General features: G+C 64.9%; 23 protein-coding genes. 14 read left to right on the top strand and 9 right to left on the bottom strand.

Annotated features, from left to right (window positions below; translation table 11 throughout):
• Nucleotide 1: 1 nt before the first annotated feature.
• The gene (serC, locus tag OJB03_RS06205) at nucleotides 2–1,111 is read right to left on the bottom strand and encodes a 3-phosphoserine/phosphohydroxythreonine transaminase (protein WP_263786030.1); all 1,110 of its coding nucleotides are present in this window, start codon (nucleotides 1,109–1,111) and stop codon (nucleotides 2–4) included.
• Nucleotides 1,112–1,464: 353 nt separating this feature from the next.
• A complete protein-coding gene (locus tag OJB03_RS06200; protein WP_263786029.1) occupies nucleotides 1,465–1,950 on the bottom strand; it encodes an FKBP-type peptidyl-prolyl cis-trans isomerase in 486 nt (161 codons plus the stop codon).
• A gap of 272 nt (nucleotides 1,951–2,222) precedes the next feature.
• Here OJB03_RS06200 and OJB03_RS06195 point away from each other — a divergent pair, with 272 nt between their 5' ends.
• Complete coding sequence (locus OJB03_RS06195; protein WP_263786028.1) at nucleotides 2,223–2,762, top strand: fasciclin domain-containing protein; 540 nt, start codon at nucleotides 2,223–2,225, stop codon at nucleotides 2,760–2,762.
• Between the two features lie 67 nt (nucleotides 2,763–2,829).
• Here the strand turns inward: OJB03_RS06195 and OJB03_RS06190 are convergent, their stop codons facing one another.
• On the bottom strand, nucleotides 2,830–3,798 hold the full coding sequence (locus OJB03_RS06190; protein ID WP_263786027.1) for a Brp/Blh family beta-carotene 15,15'-dioxygenase: 969 nt from the start codon (nucleotides 3,796–3,798) through the stop codon (nucleotides 2,830–2,832).
• A gap of 689 nt (nucleotides 3,799–4,487) precedes the next feature.
• On the opposite strand from OJB03_RS06190, the gene OJB03_RS06185 reads away from it, so the two are divergent.
• From OJB03_RS06185 to argH, 10 genes are all read left to right on the top strand, one after another.
• Nucleotides 4,488–5,846, top strand: coding sequence for an NAD(P)/FAD-dependent oxidoreductase (locus tag OJB03_RS06185; RefSeq protein ID WP_263786026.1), 1,359 nt, complete (start codon nucleotides 4,488–4,490; stop codon nucleotides 5,844–5,846).
• A gap of 77 nt (nucleotides 5,847–5,923) precedes the next feature.
• Nucleotides 5,924–6,445, top strand: a complete 522-nt coding sequence (locus tag OJB03_RS06180; RefSeq protein WP_263786025.1) for a hypothetical protein — start codon at nucleotides 5,924–5,926, stop codon at nucleotides 6,443–6,445.
• 402 nt (nucleotides 6,446–6,847) lie between these two features.
• A complete protein-coding gene (locus OJB03_RS06175; RefSeq protein WP_263786024.1) occupies nucleotides 6,848–8,089 on the top strand; it encodes an argininosuccinate synthase in 1,242 nt (413 codons plus the stop codon).
• 47 nt (nucleotides 8,090–8,136) lie between these two features.
• Nucleotides 8,137–9,279: a P-loop NTPase family protein gene (locus OJB03_RS06170; RefSeq protein WP_263786023.1), complete on the top strand. Its 1,143-nt coding sequence runs from the start codon at nucleotides 8,137–8,139 to the stop codon at nucleotides 9,277–9,279.
• Nucleotides 9,280–9,372: 93 nt separating this feature from the next.
• On the top strand, nucleotides 9,373–10,404 hold the full coding sequence (argC, locus tag OJB03_RS06165) for an N-acetyl-gamma-glutamyl-phosphate reductase (protein ID WP_263786022.1): 1,032 nt from the start codon (nucleotides 9,373–9,375) through the stop codon (nucleotides 10,402–10,404).
• Nucleotides 10,405–10,496: 92 nt separating this feature from the next.
• On the top strand, nucleotides 10,497–11,684 hold the full coding sequence (locus OJB03_RS06160) for an aspartate aminotransferase family protein (protein ID WP_263786021.1): 1,188 nt from the start codon (nucleotides 10,497–10,499) through the stop codon (nucleotides 11,682–11,684).
• 64 nt (nucleotides 11,685–11,748) lie between these two features.
• Nucleotides 11,749–12,810 carry an N-acetylornithine carbamoyltransferase gene (locus tag OJB03_RS06155; RefSeq protein WP_263786020.1) on the top strand — a complete coding sequence of 354 codons (1,062 nt, stop codon included), beginning with the start codon at nucleotides 11,749–11,751 and terminating at the stop codon, nucleotides 12,808–12,810.
• Nucleotides 12,811–12,923: 113 nt separating this feature from the next.
• On the top strand, nucleotides 12,924–13,727 hold the full coding sequence (argB, locus tag OJB03_RS06150) for an acetylglutamate kinase (RefSeq protein WP_263786019.1): 804 nt from the start codon (nucleotides 12,924–12,926) through the stop codon (nucleotides 13,725–13,727).
• Nucleotides 13,728–13,839: 112 nt separating this feature from the next.
• Nucleotides 13,840–14,940, top strand: coding sequence for a M20/M25/M40 family metallo-hydrolase (locus OJB03_RS06145; RefSeq protein ID WP_263786018.1), 1,101 nt, complete (start codon nucleotides 13,840–13,842; stop codon nucleotides 14,938–14,940).
• Between the two features lie 114 nt (nucleotides 14,941–15,054).
• The gene (argH, locus tag OJB03_RS06140) at nucleotides 15,055–16,374 is read left to right on the top strand and encodes an argininosuccinate lyase (RefSeq protein WP_263786017.1); all 1,320 of its coding nucleotides are present in this window, start codon (nucleotides 15,055–15,057) and stop codon (nucleotides 16,372–16,374) included.
• A 31-nt stretch (nucleotides 16,375–16,405) separates the two neighbouring features.
• On the opposite strand, the gene OJB03_RS06135 is transcribed toward argH, so the two are convergent.
• Both OJB03_RS06135 and OJB03_RS06130 read right to left on the bottom strand, forming a co-directional pair.
• Nucleotides 16,406–17,191, bottom strand: a complete 786-nt coding sequence (locus OJB03_RS06135) for a TerC family protein (protein ID WP_263786016.1) — start codon at nucleotides 17,189–17,191, stop codon at nucleotides 16,406–16,408.
• Between the two features lie 190 nt (nucleotides 17,192–17,381).
• Nucleotides 17,382–17,825, bottom strand: a complete 444-nt coding sequence (locus OJB03_RS06130; RefSeq protein ID WP_263786015.1) for a hypothetical protein — start codon at nucleotides 17,823–17,825, stop codon at nucleotides 17,382–17,384.
• 359 nt (nucleotides 17,826–18,184) lie between these two features.
• Between OJB03_RS06130 and OJB03_RS06125 the strand changes: the two genes are divergently transcribed.
• Nucleotides 18,185–18,655: a PAS domain-containing protein gene (locus OJB03_RS06125; RefSeq protein ID WP_263786014.1), complete on the top strand. Its 471-nt coding sequence runs from the start codon at nucleotides 18,185–18,187 to the stop codon at nucleotides 18,653–18,655.
• Between the two features lie 11 nt (nucleotides 18,656–18,666).
• Here the strand turns inward: OJB03_RS06125 and OJB03_RS06120 are convergent, their stop codons facing one another.
• A complete protein-coding gene (locus OJB03_RS06120; protein ID WP_263786013.1) occupies nucleotides 18,667–21,525 on the bottom strand; it encodes a UPF0182 family membrane protein in 2,859 nt (952 codons plus the stop codon).
• Nucleotides 21,526–22,067: 542 nt separating this feature from the next.
• Here OJB03_RS06120 and OJB03_RS06115 point away from each other — a divergent pair.
• Both OJB03_RS06115 and OJB03_RS06110 read left to right on the top strand, forming a co-directional pair.
• A complete protein-coding gene (locus OJB03_RS06115; RefSeq protein WP_263786012.1) occupies nucleotides 22,068–22,319 on the top strand; it encodes a hypothetical protein in 252 nt (83 codons plus the stop codon).
• Nucleotides 22,320–22,469: 150 nt separating this feature from the next.
• Complete coding sequence (locus OJB03_RS06110; protein ID WP_263786011.1) at nucleotides 22,470–23,246, top strand: class I SAM-dependent methyltransferase; 777 nt, start codon at nucleotides 22,470–22,472, stop codon at nucleotides 23,244–23,246.
• A 30-nt stretch (nucleotides 23,247–23,276) separates the two neighbouring features.
• Here the strand turns inward: OJB03_RS06110 and OJB03_RS06105 are convergent, their stop codons facing one another.
• Genes OJB03_RS06105 through OJB03_RS06095 form a run of 3 tightly spaced genes read right to left on the bottom strand, consistent with a single transcriptional unit; the run spans nucleotide 23,277 to nucleotide 25,888 of the window.
• Nucleotides 23,277–24,287: an SPFH domain-containing protein gene (locus OJB03_RS06105; protein WP_263786010.1), complete on the bottom strand. Its 1,011-nt coding sequence runs from the start codon at nucleotides 24,285–24,287 to the stop codon at nucleotides 23,277–23,279.
• A 47-nt stretch (nucleotides 24,288–24,334) separates the two neighbouring features.
• Nucleotides 24,335–25,249 carry an SPFH domain-containing protein gene (locus OJB03_RS06100; protein WP_263786009.1) on the bottom strand — a complete coding sequence of 305 codons (915 nt, stop codon included), beginning with the start codon at nucleotides 25,247–25,249 and terminating at the stop codon, nucleotides 24,335–24,337.
• Between the two features lie 42 nt (nucleotides 25,250–25,291).
• A complete protein-coding gene (locus tag OJB03_RS06095) occupies nucleotides 25,292–25,888 on the bottom strand; it encodes an NfeD family protein (RefSeq protein ID WP_263786008.1) in 597 nt (198 codons plus the stop codon).
• Between the last annotated feature and the right edge of the window lie 126 nt (nucleotides 25,889–26,014).

Raw genomic sequence — 26,014 nt, 5'->3', positions numbered from 1 at the left:
CCTACCCGTGTGTGCGCTCGAACTCATCCATGAACTGCACGAGCCGCCGGACGCCTTCCTCGGGCATGGCGTTGTACATGGAGGCGCGAACCCCACCTACGGAGCGGTGCCCGGACAGGCTGAGTAGGCCCTGCTGCTCGGCCTTCTGCAGGAAGACCGGCTCCAGGTCCGGGTCGTGAAGCCGAAACGTGGCGTTCATTGTCGATCGGTCCTCCGGTTCGACGGTGCCCTGGTAGAAATCGGTCCCGTCGATCGCGTCGTAGAGCATACGCGCCTTCCGCCGGTTGATGGCGTGGATGGCGTCGATGCCTCCCTGATTGCGAAGCCAGCGGCACACCTTCTCCACCATGTAGATGGCAAAGACCGGCGGCGTGTTGTAGCGGCGCTCCGCGTGGGTGCCATAGTCGAGCATCGTCGGCAACGGCTGCTTGCGGCGCTGAAGGAAGTCATCGTGCACCAGGACAACGGTGACGCCCGCCGGCCCAACGTTCTTCTGCGCCCCAGCATAGATGAGCCCATAGCCCTCCAGGTCCATCGGGCGGCTCAGGAACTCGCTCGACGCGTCAGTGACAACGGGCACGTCGAGGACCGGGTCGTCGGTCATCTGGTTGCCGTTGACCGTTTCGTTGGTCGTGGTGTGGACGTACGCCGCGTCCGGGGTGAGATCCCATTCCGCTACGTCCGGCACGTACGAAAAGTCCGCGTCCTCGCTGGAGGCCGCGACGTTCACCCCGCCCACCCGCTCGGCCTCCGCGACTGCCTTCACGCCCCACCGCCCCGACACGACGTAGTCGGCCACGCCGTCCTCGGGTAGGAAGTTGAGGGGCACCTGGTAGAATTGCATCCGGGCCCCGCCCTGCAGAAAGAGGATGTGCCAGTCGTCATCCAGATCGAGCAGGGCGCGGAGGTGCTCGCGGGCCGACGCCTCAACCTCGTCGTACGCGGGCGAACGGTGGCTAATTTCCATCACCGAAGCCCCCACATGGTTGTACACGGGGAGTTCGTCTTCTACCTCCCGTAGCGCCTCTACGGGAAGTGTGGCCGGCCCGGCCGAGAAGTTGTACTGGCGCTGGCTGCGGTCGGCGGGAGCCGCGGCATCGGGAGCAGACATGATCAAGGGGTTGAATCGACAGATGAGAAGCGCAGCGGGTGGAAAACGAAGGCCCCTGTCTTCTTACGGCGACGCAACGCGACAAGGTAGACAACACGCGAACGCTGCGCAATGAGGCCTCATCACCTGGACCTCCGTGACGTTTTTCCCGGACTAAGGTAGGAACGGGCGTGCGAGAAAGATTCTCGTGCCGAGTCCATCTCGCTCACCGTTACACGAACATTGCTCGGCCCTTGCGCCGCCGCTTGTCCAACTGCTCCCCACAGCAATGCCCCTGCACAGATCAACCATGCAGGGGCACGGAAAGTACCGAAATGGGACGATGTCCAGCGTGTCCGGACCGTCCTTCGAGGCTACGGCGTCACAATGTTGCCGCCGCCGTCGCCTCCTCCACCGTCGGGCGAGCCACTGCCTTCAGCGACGTCTATCACCTCAATGTCGAAGATGAGCGTGCGCCCCGCCAGCGGATGGTTCGCGTCGATGGTTACCGAGTCTTCCCCGAGGGCCGTGATAAGCACCGGGACGGTTTGGCCGTTTTCGAGTCGCAGCTGAAGCTGCTGCCCGACCTCCGGCTCCACCTCGTCGGGAATCTGGTCGTGGTCCATTTCCATGACCATGTCTTCACGGTGCTCCCCGTAGGCCTGCTCCGGCTCCACCTCCACGGTCTTCTCGTCGCCCGGCTCCATGCCCGTCACGGCCTCCTCAAAACCCGGAATGACACGATTCTCCCCCACAGTAAAGCTCAGGGGCTCTTCCTCTGACTCGTCGAACGTTGTGCCGTCTTCCAGTTTGCCCGTGTAGTGGACCTGGACCTCGTCTCCTTCATTCACTTGTGCCACGACGCTGTATTGATCTGTTGCGATGGGGATGAACAATACTCATTGCAGCGGTGTAACGCGCCGTGCAAACCAGTGTTCGGGAGTCCTGACAGATCGTAGGTTCTTTACCTGCGCGGCTGCGGCGGCGCCGGTCCCACCTCCGAGGCACGACGAACCCGTGAGGGCGAGCATTGGCTGTAACAATAGCGTCGGCCCGTCGGTCAGGGGGAATATTTCTGCGGGTTAGGGATTAGGCTATATCCATGAATTCTTTCAACTACCCCAAACAGCCAATGTATACCTACGCATCTCGCTTCGCCTTTCTTCTCGGTCTCGGCCTCGCACTTCTTGCCAGCCCGGCCGTCGCCCAGCAGGACGACATGGGCGCCGACCAGCCGGACGTCATCGACACGGCCGTGCAGGCCGATGACTTCAACACCCTAGCTCAGGCCCTAGAGGCGGCCGATCTCGTGGAGGACCTAAAGGGCGAGGGGCCGTTCACCGTCTTCGCCCCCACCGACGCCGCGTTTGATGCGCTGCCCGACGGTCAGCTCGAATCCCTCCTGCAGCCCGAAAACAAGGAGCAGCTCCAGGCCATTCTGCGGTACCACGTCGTGAGTGGCGCGGTCATGGCATCGGACGTCACCGGCGCGGACGCCGTACCGACCTTTGAAGGGCGCTCTATTCAAGTTCAGGTCGACGACGGCACCGTTCAGCTGATGGGCCAGAACACCGCCACCGTTGTCCAGACCGACCTCGAAGCCTCAAACGGGGTCATCCACGTCATCGATAGCGTTCTGCTTCCCCCGGAGGCCAACGACGGAGGCATGTAACCTTCTCCCTCTTCTCTTCTCCCCAAGGGCGTGGCCGACTGCCACGCCCTTTTTTATTTGTGTGGGATCAGGAGGCGGCCCGGGGTGCGCCTTTTTCCCGCTCCCGGTACATCTTCTCAACGACCACCATGTGGGGGAGGGTCACGATGGCGATGAGAATAAAGAGAAGCGCAATCATCTGATCCTCCATCCCAAACGACTGCGTGGCAGCGTAGAGGCCCGCCAGCCCCACAAAGGGAATCACCGTGAAGAGGAACGCCTCGCGGTAGAACTGGGCCATCGACATGACGTCTCCACGCCGCTGGAAGAAGCGAAGAAGCTCCAGGATGTGCCCCAGCGCGTGCCACCCCCCGAAGAAGACGGCAAAGGCCACGAGCGGGTGGACGAGCCCGAACAGGGTCGCGAGCACCGCGACGTTGATCGCCTCCCGTCCGAGGGCCCAGTCTACACTCGGATCCGCCCACAGCCGGCCCATTCCGAGTGCCCCCGCGTGCTGCAGGACGAGGCCCGCGAAGAGCGCGCCCGGGGCCGTCGTCACCAACGGCCAGCTGAGTAGGCGCACGTCCCCCATCGCTTCGAAAATGGGCGCGACAATTTCCGGAAAGGCCACGATGGGCAGGCCGAGAAGAAACAGGCCGCGCGACAGGTACAGAAGACGTGCGGACAGCGGCGGAAGCCGCCAGTAGGCCAGGTCGGCCTGCCCGAAGTGATACATGGTCATGACCAGAAAGAGGCCGAGGCTCCAGGCCGGGGTCACAATCCAGAGCACTCCGTAAAGCGCCATCAAGGCGAGGTATCCACCATAAAATTTTGCCTGGTCAGCCCACGTCTGGTCGAGCCCCCACAGCCGGGCCGCCACGAGGTGGTCGATGGCCCCGTGCGGCATGCCCGTCAGAACGACGGCGACAAACAGGACCCCCAGCGCCCAGGGCCCCAGGGATACGCCGCTCCACGCCCCTACCGCGACGGCCAACAGGGTGAAAGCAAGCACGCTCACGTAGATGCGCGGCGAGCGAAGGGTAACCGGGTTGTGCATGACGAGAACAGAACGACTTCGTAGGGAAAACCCGCAGATGCAAGTATAATCAGAAAGCCAGGGGAGGTCCACGATCGCCCCCACAGGCACGGGGAGTTCCCAACAATTTTGTTGCATATAGACGACCGGTCCACTGCCACACCCCTGGCAGTTCTCCCACACTGGTTCTCTCTACGGGGCGATCATTGGGCCTTCCAAACAGTTCTCAGGCCGTGGCGCCATTGCCGAGACACCCACGTTCATGGACAGGCCGGGCTGTCATCAACGAGCTTGTTGACCGTGGCCGCTCGGTACGGCCCGTAATCCACAGCGAGAGGCCCGGGCAGCCTGTGAGGGCGCGTCGGTGGTGTACGACTGCCTGAACGTACCACGTGAGAAATGGGCGACACACTACCCCTGCCTGTGATCAAGAGCGGATGCGCGCCGTCCCGCCCTCAAATCAGTAATTGTTCTGACAGGCCGTCCCCCGATCCATGCCCACAAGATCGGGGGAGGTGTGGCCGGGACCACTCCGCGTAGCGACGCATCCACCGAAAACCGAGCGCGTTCGCTCGCCCCCTGTCCAGTGTGACGATAATGGGAAATTTGCACTGGATGATGAGACGAGGGAAAGGCAATGAGCGTGTGGCGTCTAACTTGCTCGGTACAGCTCCGGATAGACGTGTTATTCCACGCTTCCTCCTTCCTCTATGCCGTTTGATACACCATCATCCACGTCCGAACGTCCCCACATTGTTATTGTCGGGGCCGGATTTGCGGGCCTGGAGGCCGCCAAGACGCTGCGCGACGCTCCGGTCCGCGTCACGCTCGTCGACCGCAACAACTACCATAAGTTTCAGCCACTGCTCTACGAGGTGGCGATGGCGGGGCTGGAGCCGGACGACATCGCGCACAACGTGCGCAACATCTTCCAGGGCAACGAGACGGTGAACTTCCGCCTGGGTACTGTGGTGGATATCGATCCCTCTCGTCAGCAGGTGCGCCTGCACGGCAGCGAGTCGCTCTCGTACGACCACTTGATCCTGGCCGCGGGCGCCGTGTCGACCGACTTTGGGATCCCCGGTGTGGAGGAGCATGCCTACCCCCTCAAGAATGTGCCCGACGCCGTCAACCTGCGCAATCGCGTACTGCGGCAGTTCGAGCGGTACGACCGGCAGCGGGAAGCCACCGGAGAGGGCGCCCTCACCTTCGTCGTGGTGGGCGGGGGGCCGACGGGCGTCGAGATGGCGGGCGCGTTCGTGGAGCTCTTCGACACGCTCAACGACGACTTCTCCCAGTTTGACACACGCGAGGAGGCCCGCTGCCTCCTCCTGGAGATGGAGGAGGACCTACTCCCTCCCTACGAGGCCCCCCAGCGGGCCTACACCCGACAGGTCCTTGAGGCCCGCGGCGTGGATGTCCGAACCAACACGGCCGTCGAGCGCGTCGACCCCAACCGGGTTCACCTCGCCGACGGACAAGTGATTCCGACGCAGACGCTGGTCTGGGCGGCCGGTGTGAAGGCGAGCCCGGTGGCCAATTTGCTCGACGCTGAGCAGGATCGAGGCGATCGGGTCATTGTGAGCCCGGACCTGACTGTGCCCGAGCATCCGAACGTGTACGTCGTGGGCGACATGGCCGCCATCGAGGGCGAGGACGGGTACGAGCCCCAGCTCGCCCAGGTCGCCATACAGAGCGGACGGCACGCCGCGGACCAGATTCAGCGCCGCCTCCGTGACGGAAACTCAGAGCGGTTCGAATACTGGGACCTCGGCCAGATGGCCACAATCGGCCGGAACGCGGCGGTGGCCGAGTTTGCGGGCGGCATCGCGTTCCGGGGATTCATGGCCTGGTTCCTCTGGGTCGTCATCCACATTGCCAAGCTGGTGGGCTTCCGCAATCGCCTCAGCGCCCTCGTCAACTGGGCCTACAACTACTTCACGTACAACCGCAGCGCGCGCCTTATCCTCGACGCGGTCCCCATCTCCGACGACGCGCCCATGGACGTGGACGCGGCGGACGAGCAGTCCAAGGAACGCCTCCAGACGATGGAGACCCAACCGCAGTAGCCCGCTGTCGAGGAGCCTACCACGCCGAGTCAGGGCTTCGCTTCGACTCAGCACCGTTCCTCTGCTAGCACCAACCTATGCCTCGCTGCCTCGCTCTGCCGCTCTCGCTCGCCGGCCTTTGCCTTGGCCTCCTGATCTCCGGCTGCGGCGATGCTTCCGACCTCGACGTGGCCGCGGGACGGTACCGCCTGCAGGTGCGTGGGGCCGTTGCCGACACGCTCACGGGTCCCGCCGTTCTTCGCTCGGCGCGCGATTCCCGCGTGGGACTTGAGCTGGGCGCCCGCGACAAACCCGGCCTCTCGATTGAACTCGCGCCTCACCGAACGGGAGAGGCCCCCGACGTGGAAACGGGCCGCTACGACGTGGTGCGGGCCTCCCTGCTCAACGCCCCCCGGACCGACAGCCTTCCAGGACTTGTCGCGTTCTTGTCCCTGCCCAACGATAGATTCGAGGCCACAGAGGGGCACTTCTCGGTCACCCACGCCGAGAAGGAGGCCGTAGGCGGGACATTCGACCTTGAAATGACAGAGCAGGCCTCTTCCCTGACGACTTCCCGAACGGTGCGGGTGACGGGGACGCTCCGGGCCACGGCGCCGTAGCGATCGTCAGCGCCGGGCTTCTGAACACCATCTGAACGCTCTCCACCCCGCCCACGACACGGGGTGACAGCCTCCACCTCAGACGATCACGCGATCTTGAAAGCGCTTCCCTTCATAACTTCGTCATCGAATCGGGCCTCGGCCGGCTTGATAGTCCCAGCGGCGCCCGCTATCGTGGAAGCTACTATGACACGCCAACCGACTCTCATTGCGACAACGACCCGACGCCGAGCCCGACGTGTGCGACGACTGCACCCCACCTCCACGGCTCGAACCGGCGTCCGGTCGTCAGATGAGTAAGGCTTGATCCTCCATTTGACGCGGCATCGCCGCCTTCCCTGCAAAGGCGCTGGTTCTCACGAGCCAGCGCCTTTTTTATGTTTCACACCGAATTTTGTCCCTATGCCCATCGTTCTCGCCTTCAGTGGAGGGCTCGATACCTCCTTCTGCGTTCCGTACCTGCAAGAAACCCATGACGCCCCGGTCCACACCGTGACGGTCGACACCGGCGGCCTCACCGACGACGACCGTTCGGCAATCGAGGCCCGATCCCAGCACCTCGGGGCGGACCATCATCACCTCGTCGACGGGCGGACTCCGCTCTACGACGACCACCTAAGCTACTTGATCAAGGGCAACGTCCTGAAGGGCGGCGTCTATCCGCTGTGCGTGGGGCCGGAGCGCATCGTGCAGGCACGGGCCGTGGCGGAGGTCGCGCAGGCGGTTGGCGCTTCGACTGTCGCCCACGGCTCCACCGGCGCCGGCAACGATCAGGTTCGGTTCGACGTGGCCCTGCAGCTGGTGGGCGACGACCCGGACGTGATCGCACCCATCCGCAGCCGTGGGCTTACCCGCGACGAGTCGACGGCCTATCTCGAGGAGCGCGGCTTTTCGGTTCCGGCCGACACGACCGACTACTCCATCAACCGGGGGCTCTGGGGGACCACGATCGGCGGAAAGGAGACCCTCACGGCGACGACCCCGCTGCCGGAGGACGCTTATCCGGACACGACGTCCCCTGCACAGGCACCGGACACGCCGCATACCCTCACGGTCACGTTCGAGAATGGGCTTCCCGCCGCCGTCGACGGGACGTCTCGCTCGGGGGTCGAGATCGTCGAGACGCTCAACGAGATCGGCGGGGCCCACGGGGTCGGGCGCGACGTCCACGTGGGGGATACCATCCTCGGCATCAAGGGACGGGTTGGATTCGAAGCGCCGGCGGCTCAGATCCTCATTGCGGCCCATCGTGAGCTCGAGAAGGTGGTGCTCTCGGAGCAGCAGCAGGTCCAGAAGCACACCCTCGGCGACGTGTACGGCCGCCTGCTCCACGAGGGACAGTATTTCGATCCGGTGATGCGGGACGTGGAGGCGTTTCTCGACCACAGTCAGGACGTCGTCTCCGGCACCGTGACGGTAAAGCTCTTCAAGGGCCGGGCCACGGTGCAGGGCGTCGACAGTCCACACTCGTTGTTCGACGCCGGCACGGCCACCTACGGCGAAGAAAATGCGCTGTGGGACGGACGGGACGCGGAGGGATACACCACGCTCGCCGCCGTTCCGTCCCTTCTCGCCAAAAAGGCCCGCGCCGGCACGGATTCTTCGCACTCCGAAGCACCGCTCGCCGAATCGACCACGGGATAGCGCATCTCCACCGCCCCCACACTCTCAGACACCCACGCTCCTCCCCCATGACCGACGACGCCTTCCGGACCGGACCCGTCGACAAAATTGCCTCCAGCACCGCCCACTGTGACATCGAGTCGCCCATCACGCTCTCCCCGTACGTCGTGGCCCAGCACGGCTACGTGATTGTGGGCCGCGCGCTCGCCGAAAAAGACCAGTACGACGAAGTCGAGTGCAGGGATGGGAGCTTCCGGCACGTCCGAGAGGGCGACGTGCTCGTGGGCACCCTTGGCGGACGGCAGGCACTCAAGGGATACAGCGGACGGGTCCCCCGCCACATTGCCCCGGGCGATACGCTGAACGTGCTCAACCTGGGCGGGCTCATCGGCGAGTGCACCGCGGCGCACCCGGAGCTCGGGCCGGCCCTGCCGGTGGAGGTGCTCGGGGCCGCGATGGTGAGGCGGAACGACCAGTGGACACACGCCCGGATTCAGGAGGACGCCCTGGAGATGCGGCACCGCCTGGAGAGATCGGTCCCCCTCGTCACGGTCAGCGGCACGGCCATGGAGACGGGCAAGACCGAGGCGGCCTGCCGGATTGTCGAGGGGCTCTCGGAACGCGGACTCCGGGTGGGCGCCGCCAAGCTCACCGGGGCGTCGCTCATGCGCGATGTGCGCCGGATGCGGGAGCACGGGGCCGCGGCCGTGTCCACTTTCACCGACGCGGGCATTGCCTGCACCGTGGAAGACGCGATCACCCCCATCGCAAAGGGCGTGATCCACCACCTCAATGAGACGAAGGACCTGGACGTGATTGTGGCGGAAATGGGCGACGGATTCGTCGGCTACTACGGCGTCGACGACCTCCTGACAGACATGGAACTGCAGTCCTTTATCGAAACGCACGTGGTGGCGGCCACCGACCTGGCCGGGGCGTGGGCCGCCGAGCGCACCTTCCGCGAGCGGTACCACGCCGACATCACCGCAATGACTGGACCGGTGACCGACAACGACGTGGGGCGCCGCTACATCACGCAGCGGCTCGGCGTGACGGCCCTCAACGCCCTGCAGCAAAGCACCGGACTCGTGAATGCAGTCGTGCGAGCCCTTCCAGCCTCCGTCGCGCCGGACGGCCCGGGGACGCCCGCTGCTTCCATGCCGGCACCCGACAGCAACCTCGCCATGGCGGTGAAGAACCATGAGGCGTGATGTGCAAGCCGCCCGGTGCCTCCTGTGCCCACGCGGCACTTTCCAACACGTATCTCAGTCATCATGAAATCTGCTCGCCCCGTCCCCGCACCCATGAACGACACTGCCCACATCGGCCTCCTCCACGGCGCCGGCTACGTGGGGGGGGAACTCATCCGCCTGCTGGCCGGCCACCCTGCCGCCGCACTCCACACGGTGACCAGCCGGACGTTTGCCGGCCAGGCCGTCGGCGCGGCGCATCCATCCCTGCGTGAACAGGTCGATCAGGTCTTCGTCGCACCGGAGGACCTGGACCCCTCGCCGCTCGACGCACTTCTCGTGGCCGGGGAGCACGGCCGGAGTATGGAGGTCATTCCCCCGCTGTTGGAGCACGGATTCGGCGGCCCCATCGTGGACCTGAGCGCCGACTTTCGCTTCCGCAACCCGGCGGTCTACCCCGAGTGGTTCGACGCGACGCATCCGGCCCCGGGCCTGCTGGCCGATGCCGTATACGGGCTGCCGGAGTGGAGCGACGACATCACGGGAGCGTCGCTCGTGGCCAATCCCGGCTGCTACGCCACCGGCATCACGCTGGCGCTTGCCCCCCTTTCTCAGAAAGAAATTCCGTTCACCGCCCACGTGACTGCCCTCACGGGCGCGTCCGGCTCGGGCGCCAGGCCCTCTTCGGCCACTCACTTTCCTGACCGCGACGGCAACGTGCGCCCCTACAAGGTGATGAGCCACCAGCACGGCCCCGAAATCCGGCAGACGCTCGGCGACCACGTGTCGCTCGACTTCGTGCCCGCTTCCGGCCCTTGGACACGGGGAATCTGGGGCACGGCCCATATCGAGTGGGACGCCCCCGTCGAGCCAGGGGCCGTAGCCGCGGAGTACGACGCCGCCTACGACGAGGCCTCCTGCGTCCGCCACACGCCGGACGGATTGCCCGCGCTTCAGCCCACGGTGGGCACCCCGTTCTGCGACCTCGGCTGGAAGACAGACGGCTCCACCCTCATCGTCGGCTTCGCCCTCGACAACCTCCTGAAGGGGGCTGCAAGTCAGGCGCTGCAGAACTTGAATCGTACGCTCGACCTCCCCGAAACCGCCGGCCTCGTGCCTACCCCGCGCTCCGCTCCCGCGCTTTGAATGCGTACGCAGCGGGTGGAGACGTGCCTCTCCACGCTCGCTCGTGCTTCCGCTTTCCTACGCTCCCTCACACCTACATACCAACAGCCCCCATGCCCCCAACAGACACGATCAACCTGGAGCAGGAACTCGAAATCCCGACGTACGACAAGATGCCCATGGCGCTCGTGCGCGGGGAGGGACCCTACGTATGGGACGACGAGGGCACCCGGTATCTCGACTTTTACGGGGGGCACTGCGTGTCGCTGCTCGGCCACTGCCCCCCAACCGTCGTGGAGGCCCTGCAGGCCCAGGCGGACACGCTCATGTTCTACTCGAACGTCGCACACAGCCCGGTCCGCGCCCGGGCCGCCCAGCGACTGGCGGGACTCGCTCCCAGCGGCCTCGGCAACGTCTTCTTCGCCAACTCCGGCTCGGAGGCCAACGAGACGGCCCTGAAGCTGGCCCGGAAATACACGGGGCGGTCCGGCATCGTAGCGATGGAGCAGGGCTGGCACGGACGTACCCTCGGCAGCCTCGCCACCACGCACGACGAGAAGGACCGTGCGCCGTACGCGGACGTGCTCCCGGAGACGACCTGGGTCCCGGTGGGAGACCTCGACGCCGCGGAGGCAGTGCTGGCCACCGAGGACATCGCGGCCGTGCTCCTAGAGCCAATCCAGAGCATCGCCGGCATGCGGACGATGCCCGCCGATTACGTGCAGGGCCTCCGCACGCTCTGCGACAAGTACGGTACGCTTCTGATTTTCGACGAGGTGCAGACGGGCGTGGGACGGACCGGCACGTTTTCCATGAGTGAGCAACTGGGGGCGACGCCCGACCTCGTCGCGCTCGCCAAGAGCCTCGGCGCGGGAATGCCCGTGAGCGCCGTGCTCGTGGACGACGCCGTGGCCGCGACCGTCGAGACCGGCGACCAGGGCTCCACGTTCGGCGGGGGGATGCTCGCGATGGCGGCTGTGGAGGCCACCCTCACGACGCTGGTCGAGGACGACCTGATGGCCCGGGCTACCGACATCCACGAGCAGGTGGCTGGGGCTGTGGGGCCGGTCGTCGAGGAGGTGCGCGGGCGCGGTTGCCTGATGGGGCTCCATCTGGATCGGCCGGTCGAGCCCGTGATCGATGCGCTTCGCGATCAGGGTGTGCTCGTCGGTGGCTCGTCGGACCCGCACGTGATGCGCCTGATGCCCCCGCTCATCGTCTCGGACGACGACGTGGCCGCCTTTGCGGACGCGCTCCACGCGGCCCTCGACGCCACCACGGTCACTACCGGAGCGCACTGACGTCCCCGAGGCGCAGCAAGCCGCCGATTTTCCTACCGTCTACCTGCCAACAAGCTTTTCCCCAATGCCAACCTCCCCACCCACGCCGACCTCGTCGTCCTCCGACACGGACGACGATCTGCAGCACGTCCTCCGCGTCGACGCGTTTTCGGACGCGACCTGGGACGCCCTCCGTCACGCTGCCGTGCAGCATCGACACGACGACACCCTACACGCCGGGGCCGCTTCGGGCTCGTCGCTCGGGCTTATCTTCATGAACCCCTCGCTCCGCACGCGCACCTCGATGGAAGGGGCCGCCGCCCACCTCGGGGCCCACCATACCACCCTGGTGCCGGGCAATGGGAGCTGGGATCTGGAGTGGACGGAGGGGGCCGTGATGGATGGGGGCCCGGCCGAGCACGTCCGGGACGCGATCGGCGTGCTGTCGCGCTACCATGATGCCCTGGGCGTCCGCGTCTTCGCCTCCGGCACCGACTACGCCGCGGACGAGCAGGACACGCTCATCCGCACCATCGCCGAGCACGCGACGGTGCCAGTCATCAACCTGGAGTCGGCCGGGGCGCACCCGTGCCAGGGCCTCTCCGACGCGGCCCTGCTCACCGAGCGGTTCGGGGAGGACCTCGCGGACAAAACCTTCGTCCTCTCGTGGGCCCCCCACCCGAAGCCCCTGCCAATGGCCGTGCCGAACACAGCACTCCGCACGGCGGCCCGTTGTGGCATGGACGTGACCGTGGCCCGCCCCGACACGCACGCCCTGGCCCCGAAAGTGATGGCCGAGGCGGAGGCGCTGGCCAAGGGGCAGGGCGGGTCGGTCTCGGCGACAAGCGACCAGGCGGCCGCGGCGGAGAACGCCGACGTGGTCTACGCCAAGTCGTGGGGCGGCCCGCTCATGTACGAGAACCCGGAGGCCGAGTCCGAGGCCCGGGCGGCACGCTCCGACTGGCGCATCACCGCGGACCTGATGGCGCACAGCCGGGAGGGCCTCTTCATGCACTGCCTGCCCGTGCGCCGCAACGTGGTGGTGGACGACGCGGTGCTCGACGGTCCGCGTGCCGCCCACCTCGACCAGGCCGAGTATCGCCTTCACGCGCAGAAAGCACTGCTTGAGTACGTCTGGAGCCTCTGATCACGGGGCCGCAGAATGAGGAGTGAGTGGAGGCAACTGGGGGCTCCCTCAGCAATGCCTTCCCCCACGCCCTCCTCTCTGTTTTCGAACGAAGCGACTCTACCGCAGCGACAATGCCTCCGCAAAAGCCCTCCCCGACCGTCATCAAGATTAGCGGATCGCTTCTCGATGAGGCGAGCGCACCCACAGGGCTGTGGCCCGGCGTGCAGGCGCTGCACGAGGACGCCCCGGTGGTGCTCGTTCACGGCGGCGGCACGCAGATGACCGCCCTCGCGGATCGACTCGGCCACACGCCGGAGCGGGTCCAGGGCCGCCGCATCACGACCGACCTCGACCTTAAGATTGCGCAGTGGGCCATGCGGGGCTCGCTCAACACGACCCTCGTCTCAGAAGCACAGCAGCACGACCTCACCGCGGTGGGGATCTCCGGGGCCGACGCCGCCCTGGTCCAGGTCTCGAAGCGTCCGGCGTGGGACGTCAATGGAAAGACCGTCGATTTTGGATGGGTCGGCGACATCGAGCACGTGGACCCGTCGCTCCTGAACGGGCTTCTGGATCGGTCACTGGTTCCCGTCGTGGCCCCCCTCGGCATCGACGACGGGGGGCAGGTCTACAACGTGAACGCCGACACGGTTGCCCGTGCGCTGGCTGAGGCCCTGGCGGCCGAGCAGTTGCTCTACGTCACCGAGGCGGGAGCCGTGCGCCGGGACGCCGGGAATCCCGAGTCCCGCCTTAACGCCTGCACCCCGGCCACCGCCAGGCAAGGAATCGCGGACGGCTGGATCGATGGGGGCATGCGCGTGAAGGTCGAAACGGCACTCGACGCCCTCGACGGCCCCGTCGGCGAGGTTCACATCTGCGGTCCGGACGACCTTCTGTCCCGGTCCCGAGCAACAGAAATCGTGCGCCGATCGTGACCCACGGATCGTTCGGCCTGGCGGACGTTGCCCCGGCTTCGTCTCGCCCTGCAAACCACGAGAGGGCCGGGGACACCAGTAACGCGAGCCATCGTCCCAACCGGTTGATACAATGCACTCCTCCTCTTCTTCGAGCACCACCGACGCCGTTGACCTTCTAAAGGAGCTCATCCGCTTCCCCTCCCTCAGCGGAGAGGAGGCGGCAATTGCCGACTTCGTGGAGGCCCACGTCCGGCGCGCCGGGGTCGACGTGCTGCGGCACGACGACAACATCGCCTTCGGCGTCGGCGCAGGTGAGGACACGCTTCTGCTGAACTCGCACCTCGACGTCGTGCCGCCGTCGAGCGACCACCCGTACGAGCCGTTCGAGCCGGTCGAGACCGACGGCGTCCTCTACGGCCGGGGCAGTGTAGACGCGAAGGCCAGCGGCGCCGCGATGACGATGGCGCTGCTCTCCCTGGCGGCGGAGGGGTGGGCCCCAAGCGATGGACAGCTCCTCGTCGGCCTCACCACGCACGAGGAGTCCGGCGGCGTCAGAAACGGGCTGCAGGACCTCCGTCCCGAACTTCCGTCCCTTTCCGCCGCCGTCGTAGGCGAACCCACCACACTTCGCCCCTGCGTCGCGCAGAAGGGCCTGCTCATCCTCAAGATCCACGCCCGAGGAACGGCCGCGCACGCCGGCCGGTCGCATCTCGGCGAAAACGCGATTCCGGCGGCCCTGGCGGCGATCCAGCAGCTCGAGGCCCTTCCCCTGAACCGGGAGGCCCCGCACCTCGGTGCGCCAACCGCGACGGTCACCACCATCGAGGGCGGCGACGCACACAACGTGGTGCCCGAGCACTGCGTCTTCACCGTCGACCTCCGCACCACGCCCGCCTACACGCACGACGAGATTGCGGATCAGGTGTCCGAGGCGGTGGACGCGGAGGTGGAGGTCTACAGCGACCGCCTCGTGCCCTGCGCCACGCCCAGAGACGCGCGGATCGCCCAGGCCGCCCAGTCTGCCCGGCCCAACGCCCAGCCCTTCGGGTCTCCTACCTCGTCGGATTGGGTCTTCCTTCACGACGTGCCCACGGTCAAGATGGGACCGGGCCCGAGCACCCGCTCGCACACCGCCACGGAGCGCATCGAGGTGGACGAGGTGAGACGGGCCGTCGTCGTCTACCGGGATTTGATCCGGGCCTACTTTTCGACCACCCGTGATCACCCGTGAGAGCACACCGACGAGATCGACAGCGCCACACCCTACTGGTGGCGTTCCTCCGCCGGTCTCCTCCCTCTGCGCACGCATTCTCTCCACTTTCCTTTCTCCGGACAGACGCATGCCATGAGCACACCGATCTGGGACCACGACACGACGACGCCCACCGAGGACTGGGTCCACCGGTTTACGGTCGGAGACGATTATGAATGGGACCGCCTGCTGCTGCCCTATGACGTACGGGCGAGCCGCGCCCACGCCTGGGGCCTCCGCCAGATCGACGTGCTTTCGGAGACGGAGTGGACGCGGATCGGCGGCGCGCTGGACGCCCTCCTCGACGCGTTCGACGACGGAGAGGTGACCGTCACGCCCGAGGACGAGGACTGCCACACCGTGATCGAGCGGTTCGTGACCGAGCACGCCGGGACGGCCGGCGAGAAGCTGCACACGGGGCGCTCGCGCAACGACCAGGTGCTCGCCGCACTCCGGCTCTATCTCCGCGACGCCCTCGCCACAATCGGGGGCCAGGCCGCCGCCCTCGCCGACGTGCTGTGCGAGCTCGCAGACCGGCATCCGGACGTTCTCATGCCGGGCTACACCCACCTGCAGCGGGCCATGCCGTCTACCGCCGCCCTCTGGGCACTGGGGTACGCGGAGACGCTGGCGGGCGACCTCGATGCGCTCCGCCACGCCCGCCGCCGGATCAACGTCTCCCCCCTCGGCAGCGCCGCGGGCTACGGCGTGCCCGTAATCGACCTGCCACGCACGGCCGTGGCCGACCGCCTCGGCTTCCGCACCGTGCAGACCCACGCCACGGCCGTGCAGCTGAGCCGGGGCAAGCACGAACTCGCCGTTAGCCACGCCTGCACGCAGGTCGGCGCCACCTGCAACCGGCTAGCGTCCGACCTCGTCCTCTTCGCTACCGCCGAGTTCGACTTCGTGGACCTGCCGCCGGAGCACTGCACCGGCAGCAGCATCATGCCGCAGAAGCAGAATCCGGACGTGCTGGAGTTGGCGCGGGCCTATCACCCCCGCCTCGCCGCCGAGATGCAACACCTCGCGACCGGCCCCTCGAACCTACCCGGCGGGTACCACCGCGACCTCCAGCTCACGAAAGCGGCGGCCATGCGCAGCGTAGAGATGACCTCCGACGTGCTCACCGCGCTGACCGAGGTGGCTCGCGGCGTCACGTTCAATCCCAACCAGACGCGGGCCGCGTGCACCCCAGCCCTCCTCGCTACCCAGCGGGCGCTGGCGCAGGTCGCGGAGGGCGTGCCCTTCCGGTCCGCCTACCAGCAGGCTGCGGCCGAGGATACTGCCCCGGGCCCCATCGATCCCGATGCCGTCCTCGACGCGTACGAGACCGACGGCACCCCCGGCCAGGAGCGTCCCGACCTCGTGCGGAGCCAGATCGACACCCACAGCGACTGGACCGCCGCCTTCTAAACCATCGGTTTCGCCAGGCGTCCTCGCACAGTCAACGCTCTTCTTCCACGGCGCGCTCCACCGCCCGCCGCAGCCGGGGCCGGTGCAGGTGGACCGGTTCTTCCGCCGCCGCTTCGTCCTCCCGTACAGCACTCAGGTTGAGCACCTCCACCAGCACCGAGAACGCCATCGCGGAGTAGATGTAGCCCTTCGGGATGTGCTGCCCCAGCCCCTCCGCCACGAGCGTAACCCCGATCAGGAGAAGAAAGCTCAGCGCCAACATCTTCAGGGTGGGGTGCGCCTCGATGAAGGACGAGATGGTCTCCGCCGACGCCATCATGATGAAGATGGCGATGGTGACGGCGGCGATCATGACCTCGACGTGCTCGGCCATCCCCACCGCCGTAATCACGGAATCCAGGGAGAAGACGAGATCGAGCAGAAAGATTTGGGCAATGACGCTCGTGAAGGTCACCTCGGCCCGGGCCTCCGTCGCCCCGTCCTCCCCTTCCAATTTGTCGTGGATCTCCGTCGTCGCCTTGCCGATGAGAAAGAATCCGCCGATCAGCAAAATCAAGTCGCGCCCACTGAAGGCGTGCGCCAGCACCGAGAAGAGCGGTGCGGTGAGGGACATCACCCAGCTGATCGAGAGCAGAAGCACGACGCGCCCGGCAAGGGCCAATCCCAGTCCAACCCGCCGCGCGAGGGGCTGCTGCTTCGCGGGCAGCTTGTTCGACAGGATCGAGATAAATACGATGTTGTCGATGCCCAAGACGATCTCAAGGACCGTCAGCGCACCGAGCGCGATCCACGCTTCGGGGGAGGCGATCCACTCCATGGGACTGAGGCATTGTGTGAGGTCCGTGTCGAGGGCTCAAGTTCGCCCGCCGGGGTGCCGCGAGCACTGCCGGTGGCACAGAATGTAGAAAAGGGCGCCCCCGCCTTGCAACGGGCGCCCCCTCAACGGAGCAGACTTGAACCGGCTTCTTCCAGACTCTTCGATGGAGTCGACGGGACGACCGGCCTGGTTAACTGAGCGGCTCGGCCAGAAAGGACGCAAGGTCCTCCACGTGCTCTCGGCTGAGCAGTGGCTCCAGGGTCTGCACAATAAGGCTCACGCAGGTCGCCCGATAGATGAGCGGCTCTTCTGGACGACCGGTTTGTGCAGTCTGGTGCTGTATGCGCGTGTTGAGCATCGTCCAGTGGCACTTCATCTCGGCGTACCCGAGGGCAAGGCCCCGCCTGAGCTCATCGGCGGTGTCGGCGGCCAGCAGACTGTCGAGTATACGGTCGCGGAGTTCGGTCGCGTACTGACGCACGGCCTGACGCTCGGAAGAAGACGCCTCTTTCCACTGCCCCAGCACTTCGTCCCATTGCTCTTCCAATGGATCGCGCAGGGCTGTCTCAACGCGCTGTTTAAGTCCTTCAAACGCGGAGTCGACACTCGTCGACTCACCTACATCCTGTTCCATTCGGCTCTGCCTCGGATTCGACGACAGTCATTGCACAGCCCCAACTCAGTGGCGACTTCGAAAAGTCGTATTCAGTGCATAAGTTGGGATGTCTAGTGAAATAGTATTGGGGGCATTAACCGAGGATTCCTGGCGTTTATTCTCGTCCTTGGTCATAGCGACTTGGTTACATCCGATTTCTCTCTCGGAACCGGGCGTGACGGCCGGGATGATGGATCGATGCCTCGCACGACGGATACGAGAGTATTACACTGAAGCGGAGGACCCGAACTTTGGGGACTCCGTCCCTCGATTGCTCACGCGCGCGGCTGTGATGCGATCGCGCCCCGCTCGCCAGCCTCTTCACTGTGTCTGCCCTCATGGCTGACTCTCAGGACCCATACTCGTACCTGCGCGAAGACGGCTCGGAGTCGCCCTCCGGCGACTCTGGCAACGCCGACGAGCCCGAGCTTCCGACGACGGACCTCGAGTTCGACGACGAAGGCGTAGGAGAGGAATTGCGGCACGCCGACGAGGACGAACTGGATACGGCCCCGTTCGGCATTATTCAGATTGACGATGGGGGCATCGTGCAGTTCTACAACCGCTACGAGTCAAACCTGAGCGGCATCGATCCCGCAGATGCTGTCGGGTCCAACTTCTTCACCGAACTGGCCCCGTGTAGCAACAACCCGCTGTTCTTCGGCCGCTTCAAGGATGGGGTCCGGGAGGGCGGCCTCGACGAGTACTTCACGTACACATTTACGTACCAGATGCGTCCCACCCTCGTGGACGTGCGGCTCTACCGCGACGCGGCGGCGAACAACTGGATTCTGATTCAGAAGCGGTGAGGCCGGGGGCCTCACGACCCTCCGCTCACCTCCGACACGTCTCCGGTCGGGACCGTCATGGTGCCGGTCGTGTCGGAGGACGTCGGGGGCGGAGCGGTGCCGGTGGTGTCGGGAAGCGGCACGTCGTTGAGCACCTGTTGCAGCTCGTCGAACCGATTGCCGAAGGTGGCAAAGTCGCCGCCCTGGAGGGCGTCTCGCGCCTCCTGAATCAGCTCTTTGGCCCGCTCCAGCCCCTCTACCTGCTCTGGCGACGCGGCCTGTGCCGACTGTGCGGCCTGTTGCATCTGGGCCAGCGCCTGGTCACGCGTTTCCACGACCTGCTCCCCCAGCACGCTGTTGAGCGACTGGCGCAGGGTCCGTTTCATCGCGACATCCTGATCGGTCGCCGCGATCACGCGCTGCATCTCCGGAATCTGGATCTCGTCGGCGATCAAGTAGATCGGCTCGACGTAGAGGAACGATTCCTCAATGGGCACCACAATCAAGTTGCCGCGGATGACACTCGATCCTCGTTGGTCCCACAGCGACAGCTGCTGGGAGATCTCAGTGTCCTGGTCGATGCGTGACTCAATCTGATTGGGCCCGCGAATGAGTCGGTCCTTCGGGAGCTCGTAAACGACAACCTCCCCGTAGTTTGACGGGTCGGACCGGGCCGCCACCCATCCGATCATGTTGTCGCGCCCATCGGGCGTCATCGGCAGCATGAGCATGAACTCCAGCCCGGCATCGTCCTTTCCCGGCAGGTCCGTAAGGATGTAATACGGCTCCATCTTGCGCTGCTGGTTCGCGTATTGCTCCTGCGGCCGTGTCCAGAGGTCCTCATTGTTGTAGAAGACCTGCGGCTGCGTCTGGTGGTAGCGCCGGTACCGTTCCATCTGGATCTCGAAGAAGTCCTGCGGGTACCGAATGTGGTTCTGCAGCAGCTCCGGCATCGCGTCGAGCGGCTGAAAGAGGTCCGGGAAGATCCGCTGGTACGTCTGAATGATTGGATCGTCCGAGTTCGATACGTACAGGGAAACGTCCCCGTTGTACGCATCCACTACCACCTTCACCGAGTTTCGGATGTAGCGTGTGCCCTCGTAGCCCTGCTGACCCCGAATGGGCTCCGAGTAGGGAAACGAGTTGCTGGCCGTGTAGGCGTCCACGATGTAGTAGTGACGGTCGTCGCCGTGAACCAAGTAGGGATCCTTGTCGAGCCTCAGGAAGGGCGCGACGTGACGCACTCGCTCTTCCACCTGGTTCCAGAACTGGATCTGACTGTCATCCTGGATGTAGTCGGTGAGGAGAATGTTGAAGTCGCCCATGTAGTAGGAGAAGAGCAACTGCTTCCAGAAGCTCCCCACAGGTACGCCCCCCTCCCCGCCGTACCGGGTGTACTTGTTTTCGCCGGAGCGGGGATAGTCCAGTTCCAAAGAGTCGCCCGGCACGCCCGCGGGGACAACCCGGTAGGTGGGCGTGCGCTCCCCGTAGTAGAGCGCCGGGTTGTCTACGTCGAGGGATTCGTACTTCGACTGGGGCGGAATGTCCTGCGTGAGAAACTCCGGGCTCCCTTCCGATCCCTCTCGCGCCACGAGGTTGGACACCGACCCGTACCCGTGCGTGAAGCGGACGTGCCGGTTGTCCCAGGTGTCCTCCGGCAGCTGCTGGGTAAGCTCGCGGGGCGACACCATCACCTGCCGGTAGTCGCCGTCAAGCATGTACCGGTCGACGTCCACGCTGTAGAACTCGTAGTAGAGGCGAATCTCTTGGAGCTGCCGGTAGGTGTCAATCAGCAGGCGGGGGTCCCAGAGCCGCACGTTGTCGATGGTCTCCTCGTTTTGCTCCACGGCGTCGGCCGGCAGGTCCGGCTGGGCCGGGTACGAGCGCTCCTTGAAGTCCCCGAGCGCGTACGCCTCGCGGGTCATGTCGATGTTATTCTTGAGGTAGGGACGCTCCACCTGCAGTTCGCTGGGCAGCACGGTGAGCTGCGTCACGAGTGACGGCGCCAGCACGAGCCCGCCGACCAGCAGGACGAGGTACCCGACCCCGCCAATGCCCAAGAGGCGGAGGCGCCGCCGGTACAGGTTGAGGCCGACCAGTCCCGCGAGCACGATCGTGGCCGCGACCATCACATACAGGGCCGGGATCATGAGGTTGACGTCCGTATAGCCGGCCCCGTAGACGGCGCCGCCGCCCTCTTGAAGAAGCTCGTACAGGTCCAGGTAAAAGCCCCACGCCCAGCCCAACAGGAGGAAGATGAGGTTCGCCCCCAGATGCCGTAGGGCTCCAGAATCCGCTTCAAACCCACCGTCTTGGATGCCGATCTGCCCGGCGATGACGTATCCGGTCACGAGTGCCAGGAGGCCGAGAAAGGCCAACCCGACGACGGCGCTCTGGAGGGCCTGCAGAAACGGCAGCTCCAGCATGTAAAACGCCAGGTCCACCCCGTAGACGGGATCGCTCTGTCCATAAGATCCCGCGTACCAGAACCGGAGCAGGTCATTCCACCGCCCCGAGAACCCGGCGGCGAAGAGCAGGCTGAGCACGCCCGCGACGACGTAGCCCAGGCGCTGCAGCCGGTCGCGGGTGAGCGGCTTGCCCCCGACCTCGGGCGCTTCTCCTTCCTGGGCCCATTGCGAGGCCCAGAGGGGCGGGATGTTGCCGATTAAGGCCCGGAAGTTGCCTCCGAAATACAATCCCGCAACCAAAAACACGAGCACAAACAGCAGCACCTGCGCGCCCCGAATCGTCCAGAACACGCTCGAGTAATCCAGTTCACTCAACCAGAAGTACTCGACGACCAGCTCTGGGGTTACGAGCAGCACGGTGAACACGACCCCAGTGATGCCGAGCAGAATCTGGAGGAGACGACTCGACCGGAGAATCGACATAAGGCGACAGGGGAGTATGAAGAACGCAGATGCCTGAGTCGACACAAGATTCTTCGACCGACGACATGAATGGATTCAAGTGCAATGCATGCAGACAAGTGGGGTTCGATTTTGCGCCCCAGATCCATCTGGTCTCCGCATTTCGTCCGCCTCGGCGTCGGCGGCTCAAAAGGACGATGTTGATCGGATTCGCTGACATGCGCGAACCACACGTGGGGCACACTCACAATTCGGTTTTCCCCTTGGGGGCCGCAACGGACGCTGTTTTTAAATTCCGGCCTCAACGTCGACGGCCGGTTGCTGCAGACCCAGAGAGCACTGTCCATGCGAGGTAGGGCTCATACACTTTTGCACACACTTCTTCATCTACCCGCAACAATATGGACTAATTCCTTCATCTGATGCTCGTCGTCGTAAAGATCTGTCTAGCACAAAACTGACGTGTCTTCCCCTCGTACGATCCGTGTCGGTTTTAAAAGGACGAAGCGATGCAAACCGGCCTAGAAAAACTATACTTTCTAATCAAATTATACAAGCTTCACATGGCTGTATATCTTACACTCGCCTTTCTTTGGACTGCATACGTCGGGCTCGAGACGTACATTTTTGGACGCCCCCAGTCGCGTCCGCACATCATTGGGTTTCTGATTCTCAACACGCTGCTCGCTCCCGTCTCGTTCGTGCTTTCCGCGACGGGCGGTGTGCTTCGGGAACGCGTCGGGACGGCCTACCGGGCCGCGTGGGCGTCCAAGCAGCGGTTTGCCCGAACAGACCGCAAGAAGCTGATTGGGTAGATCCCGCCCGGTGCTGCCCTCGGCAGACCGGAGCAACATTGTAAGAAGACTGATACGCCCATCCATCTGGCCGCTGTGGGGACAAACCCCCAGCGGCCATTTGCATTCGGGCGGGTCCACGGTTTCTCATCATCGTTGTGGCGTTTTCCCATGTCCAGGTACTTGGCTCTCGGAACCACCGGCCTTGCGCTGTTGCTCGCGGCCGGGGGACTGTTGTACTCGCTCGGCCCGGACGAACGACGCGCCCAGGCAGCTCCCGCCCCGCCGGACACCATCGACACCTCAGGGGTCTACGCCCAGCGCTCCCCGAGCCGGAACGGCATCGGCAAGATGTACATGGGCCGCGAAATTTCGAAGGTGATGGGCCACCGCGGGGCAAATTGGTTGGAACGCCCCGCGCGAGAGAAAAAGGAACGCCCTGATCTGCTCGTCGATAGCCTGCCGCTCGACCCCTCCGACACTGTGGCCGATATCGGCGCCGGGACAGGATACCTGTCGTTCCGCGTAGCCCCGCGGGTGCCACGGGGCAACATTCTCGCAGTCGACATTCAGCCGGAAATGCTAAACATGATGCGGGAGCGCATCGATGAACGAGGCGTGGACAATGTCGTCCCGGTCCGCGGCACAGTCACGAACCCGCAGCTTCCGGCCGACTCCGTCGACCTTGCCTACATGGTGGACGCCTACCACGAATTCTCTCATCCCTACGAGATGATGACGGCGCTCGTGGAGGATTTAACGCCGGGCGGACGCGTCGTCCTCGTCGAATATCCCCGGGAAGACCCCAGCATCCCCATCAAGACGCTACACAAGATGACGGAGGCCCAGGCCAAGAAGGAAATGCGGGCGGTGGGCCTGGAGTGGATGGAGACCAAAGACATGCTCCCCCGCCAGCACTTCATGATTTTTCGGAAGCCGGTGGAGTAGTCGGCGTTCCCTTTCGGTGGCGGCACAACCTTAATCACTCTGCGATCTGCTCTCCCCTGCGGCCCCGTCGCCGGACGGTCGCGGCGTCTCGTCGTCCGACCGCAGCGTGAACTCGTCGAGCGAGAGGCCGTCGATCACGGACTCGTACTTCGTCAGGTCGGCCGGAAGAAGCACCTCGTTTTCCTCCTTGCCCAGCTTGGCGATCGTGTCGAGGTATTGCTCCGCGAGTTGCAGCTTGACGGCCTCCTCGCCGCCCGGGGCAGAGACAGAGGCAGCCACCCGCTCGATCGCTTCCGCCGTCGCTTCGGCGAGGGCCTCAATCTCCTTCGCGCGTCCCTCGGCCTCGTTGATGCGGCGCTGCTTCTCGCCCTCCGACTGGTTGATGAGCTCTTGCTTCTCGCCCTCCGCGTCGTTGACCGTGGATTGCTGATTCCCTTCGGACCGCGCCACGGTGGCGCGGCGCTCCCGTTCCGCCGTCATCTGCCGCTCCATCGCCTGCTGCACCGTGCGCGGCGTGTCGATGTTTTTGATTTCGTAGCGGTGCACCTTGATGCCCCACGTCTGCTCCACCTCGCTGAGCACCTCCACGACCGCCTGACTGATGGCCGCTCGCTCCTGGAAGGTGGTGTCCAGTTCCATGCGCCCAATCACCGATCGGGTGGTGGTCTGCGCCAGCTGAATGGCCCCACGGCGGTAATCGGTGACCCCGTAGGCCGCATTTTCGGGATTGGTCACGCTCAGGTAGATAATGCCATCCACTTCTACCCGCACGTTGTCTTCCGTGAAGCACTCCTGCGGCTCCACCGGAATGGCCTGCTCGCGGAGGTCGAGCGTGTAGGCGACCCGATCAATGAACGGCACCATCGCGTGAAAGCCGGCGCGCAGGGTCTTGTGGTAGTTGCCGAGCCGCTCCACCACGTAGGCGTTTTGCTGCGGCACAAACCGGATCGCCCGCAGGAACTTATAGGCCACGTAGAGGGCCAGTATCGACAAAATGCCGAGGCTGAGGGTGTTGAGGAATTCGAAGGGGGAGGCATCCATGGAATTCAGGGAACTTGGCGTGATGAGCGCGTGGGCAGAAAAGGCGGCTACTTATTCTGGATCGGATTCGTAACTTCGGATGCGCCTTCGAAGAACGACTTCAGATTGGCGGCCTCCATCGGAAGCACGCTCACGTTGGCACCGTCCACAATCTCGCCGAGGCGATCGATGAACTGCTCGGTGAGCCGCATCTTGACGGCGAGGGAGCCACCGGGCTGGGCGATGGCGTCCGCAATGCGCTCGATGCCGTGGGCCGTCGCCTCCGCAATGAGCTCCATCTCGCGGGCCTCCCCCTCCGCCTCGTTGACACGGGCCTCCCGCTGGCCCTCCGACATCAGAATGGACTTCTGCCGGTTTCCCTCCGACACGTTGATCCGGGCGTCCCGCTCCCCGCTCGACTCCGTGATCTCGGCTCGCTTCTCGCGCTCGGCCTCCATCTGCTTCTCCATCGTGAGCACAATGTCCTGCGACGGCTGGATGTCCTTCAACTCGTAGCGCATCACTTTCACGCCCCACGGGTCGGAGGCCTTGTCCAGCTCTTCTACGATGGCCTCGTTCATCGAGTCCCGTTCGCTGAAGGTGTCGTCGAGCGTGATTTTGCCCACCTCACTCCGCATGGTCGTCTGCGCCAGGTTGACGGCGGCCAGCCGGTAGTCGTTGATGCCGTAGCTGGCCTTGTAGGCGTCCATCACCTTCAGGTAGACGATGCCGTCCACGTCCACCTCAATGTTGTCCTGCGTGATGCACTTCTGGTGCGGGACGTCGAGCACCTGCTCGCGGGTCTCCTGCCGGTAGGCCACGCGGTCGACCAGCGGGATGGTAAAGTGAAGCCCGGGGTGCAGCGTGTCGTGGTACTTGCCGAAGCGCTCCAAGATGACCTCCTCGCGCATCTCGACGATCACGAACGTGTTGTAGAAAATAAACAGCCCGAGGACAATGAGGGCGAGCAGAAGCGTCCACATGGGAACAGGAAGAGCTGGTAGAAGAAGCAAGCAGGTGGCGGACTAGCTGGACGGACGTGCCGACGGGTCGTAGCCCAGCCCTGAATTCTCCGATGTCGTATCGTTGGTGCTCGGGGACCGGTCTGCATCCCCTTCGGACACGTCGGAGCCGATCGCCGCCGACAGCTCCGCGTCGAGGTCGGCGTGGTCGGTGGGCTCCACGACCCACGTCAGGTTATCGCGGTAGAGCAGTTGGGCCTCGGCGCCTTCCGGCAACTGCCCCTCGAGCGTGCGGGCGTCCCAGGTGGCCCCCCGAAAGCGAATGCGCCCCGGGCTTTCTGGGCCCACCGGCTCGAGAACCGCCACGGTCTCCCCCATGGCTTCCGCGTCCTCGTCGGTCATGGCCAGCGAAACGTCGCCCTGAACAAAGCGCAGCATGAGGGGCCGCAGTGCAATCGTGAGGCCGGTCGACAGGAAGACCCACGTTACGACCGACGACAAGGGGTCGACCAGGAGGCCCAGCGCACGAAGCCCCCCCACCACCACGCCGCCGATGCCGAGAAAAAACGCGATGCCGCCCGGCACCACGGCCTCGATCAGCATGAGGAGCGCTCCGCCAACGACGAAGGCCCAGGTGAGGAGGGTCGGATCTAGGTCCATGAGGGAAGGAGAACCGTGTCTGTGAGCACTCGCTCTTTGAAGCTTTTGGGGTATTTTTAGCACGCGTGAAGGCAACAGAGGTTGCATCGGGGGGTCCCCTCCTGCTCTATAGCCGCGTCCCGTGAA

Origin of the sequence: Salinibacter grassmerensis (genome assembly GCF_947077765.1) — a bacterium.
Taxonomy (GTDB): domain Bacteria; phylum Bacteroidota; class Rhodothermia; order Rhodothermales; family Salinibacteraceae; genus Salinibacter; species Salinibacter grassmerensis.
The sequence above is the reverse complement of the archived record's forward strand: the minus strand, read 5'-3'. Positions and strand labels throughout refer to the sequence as shown.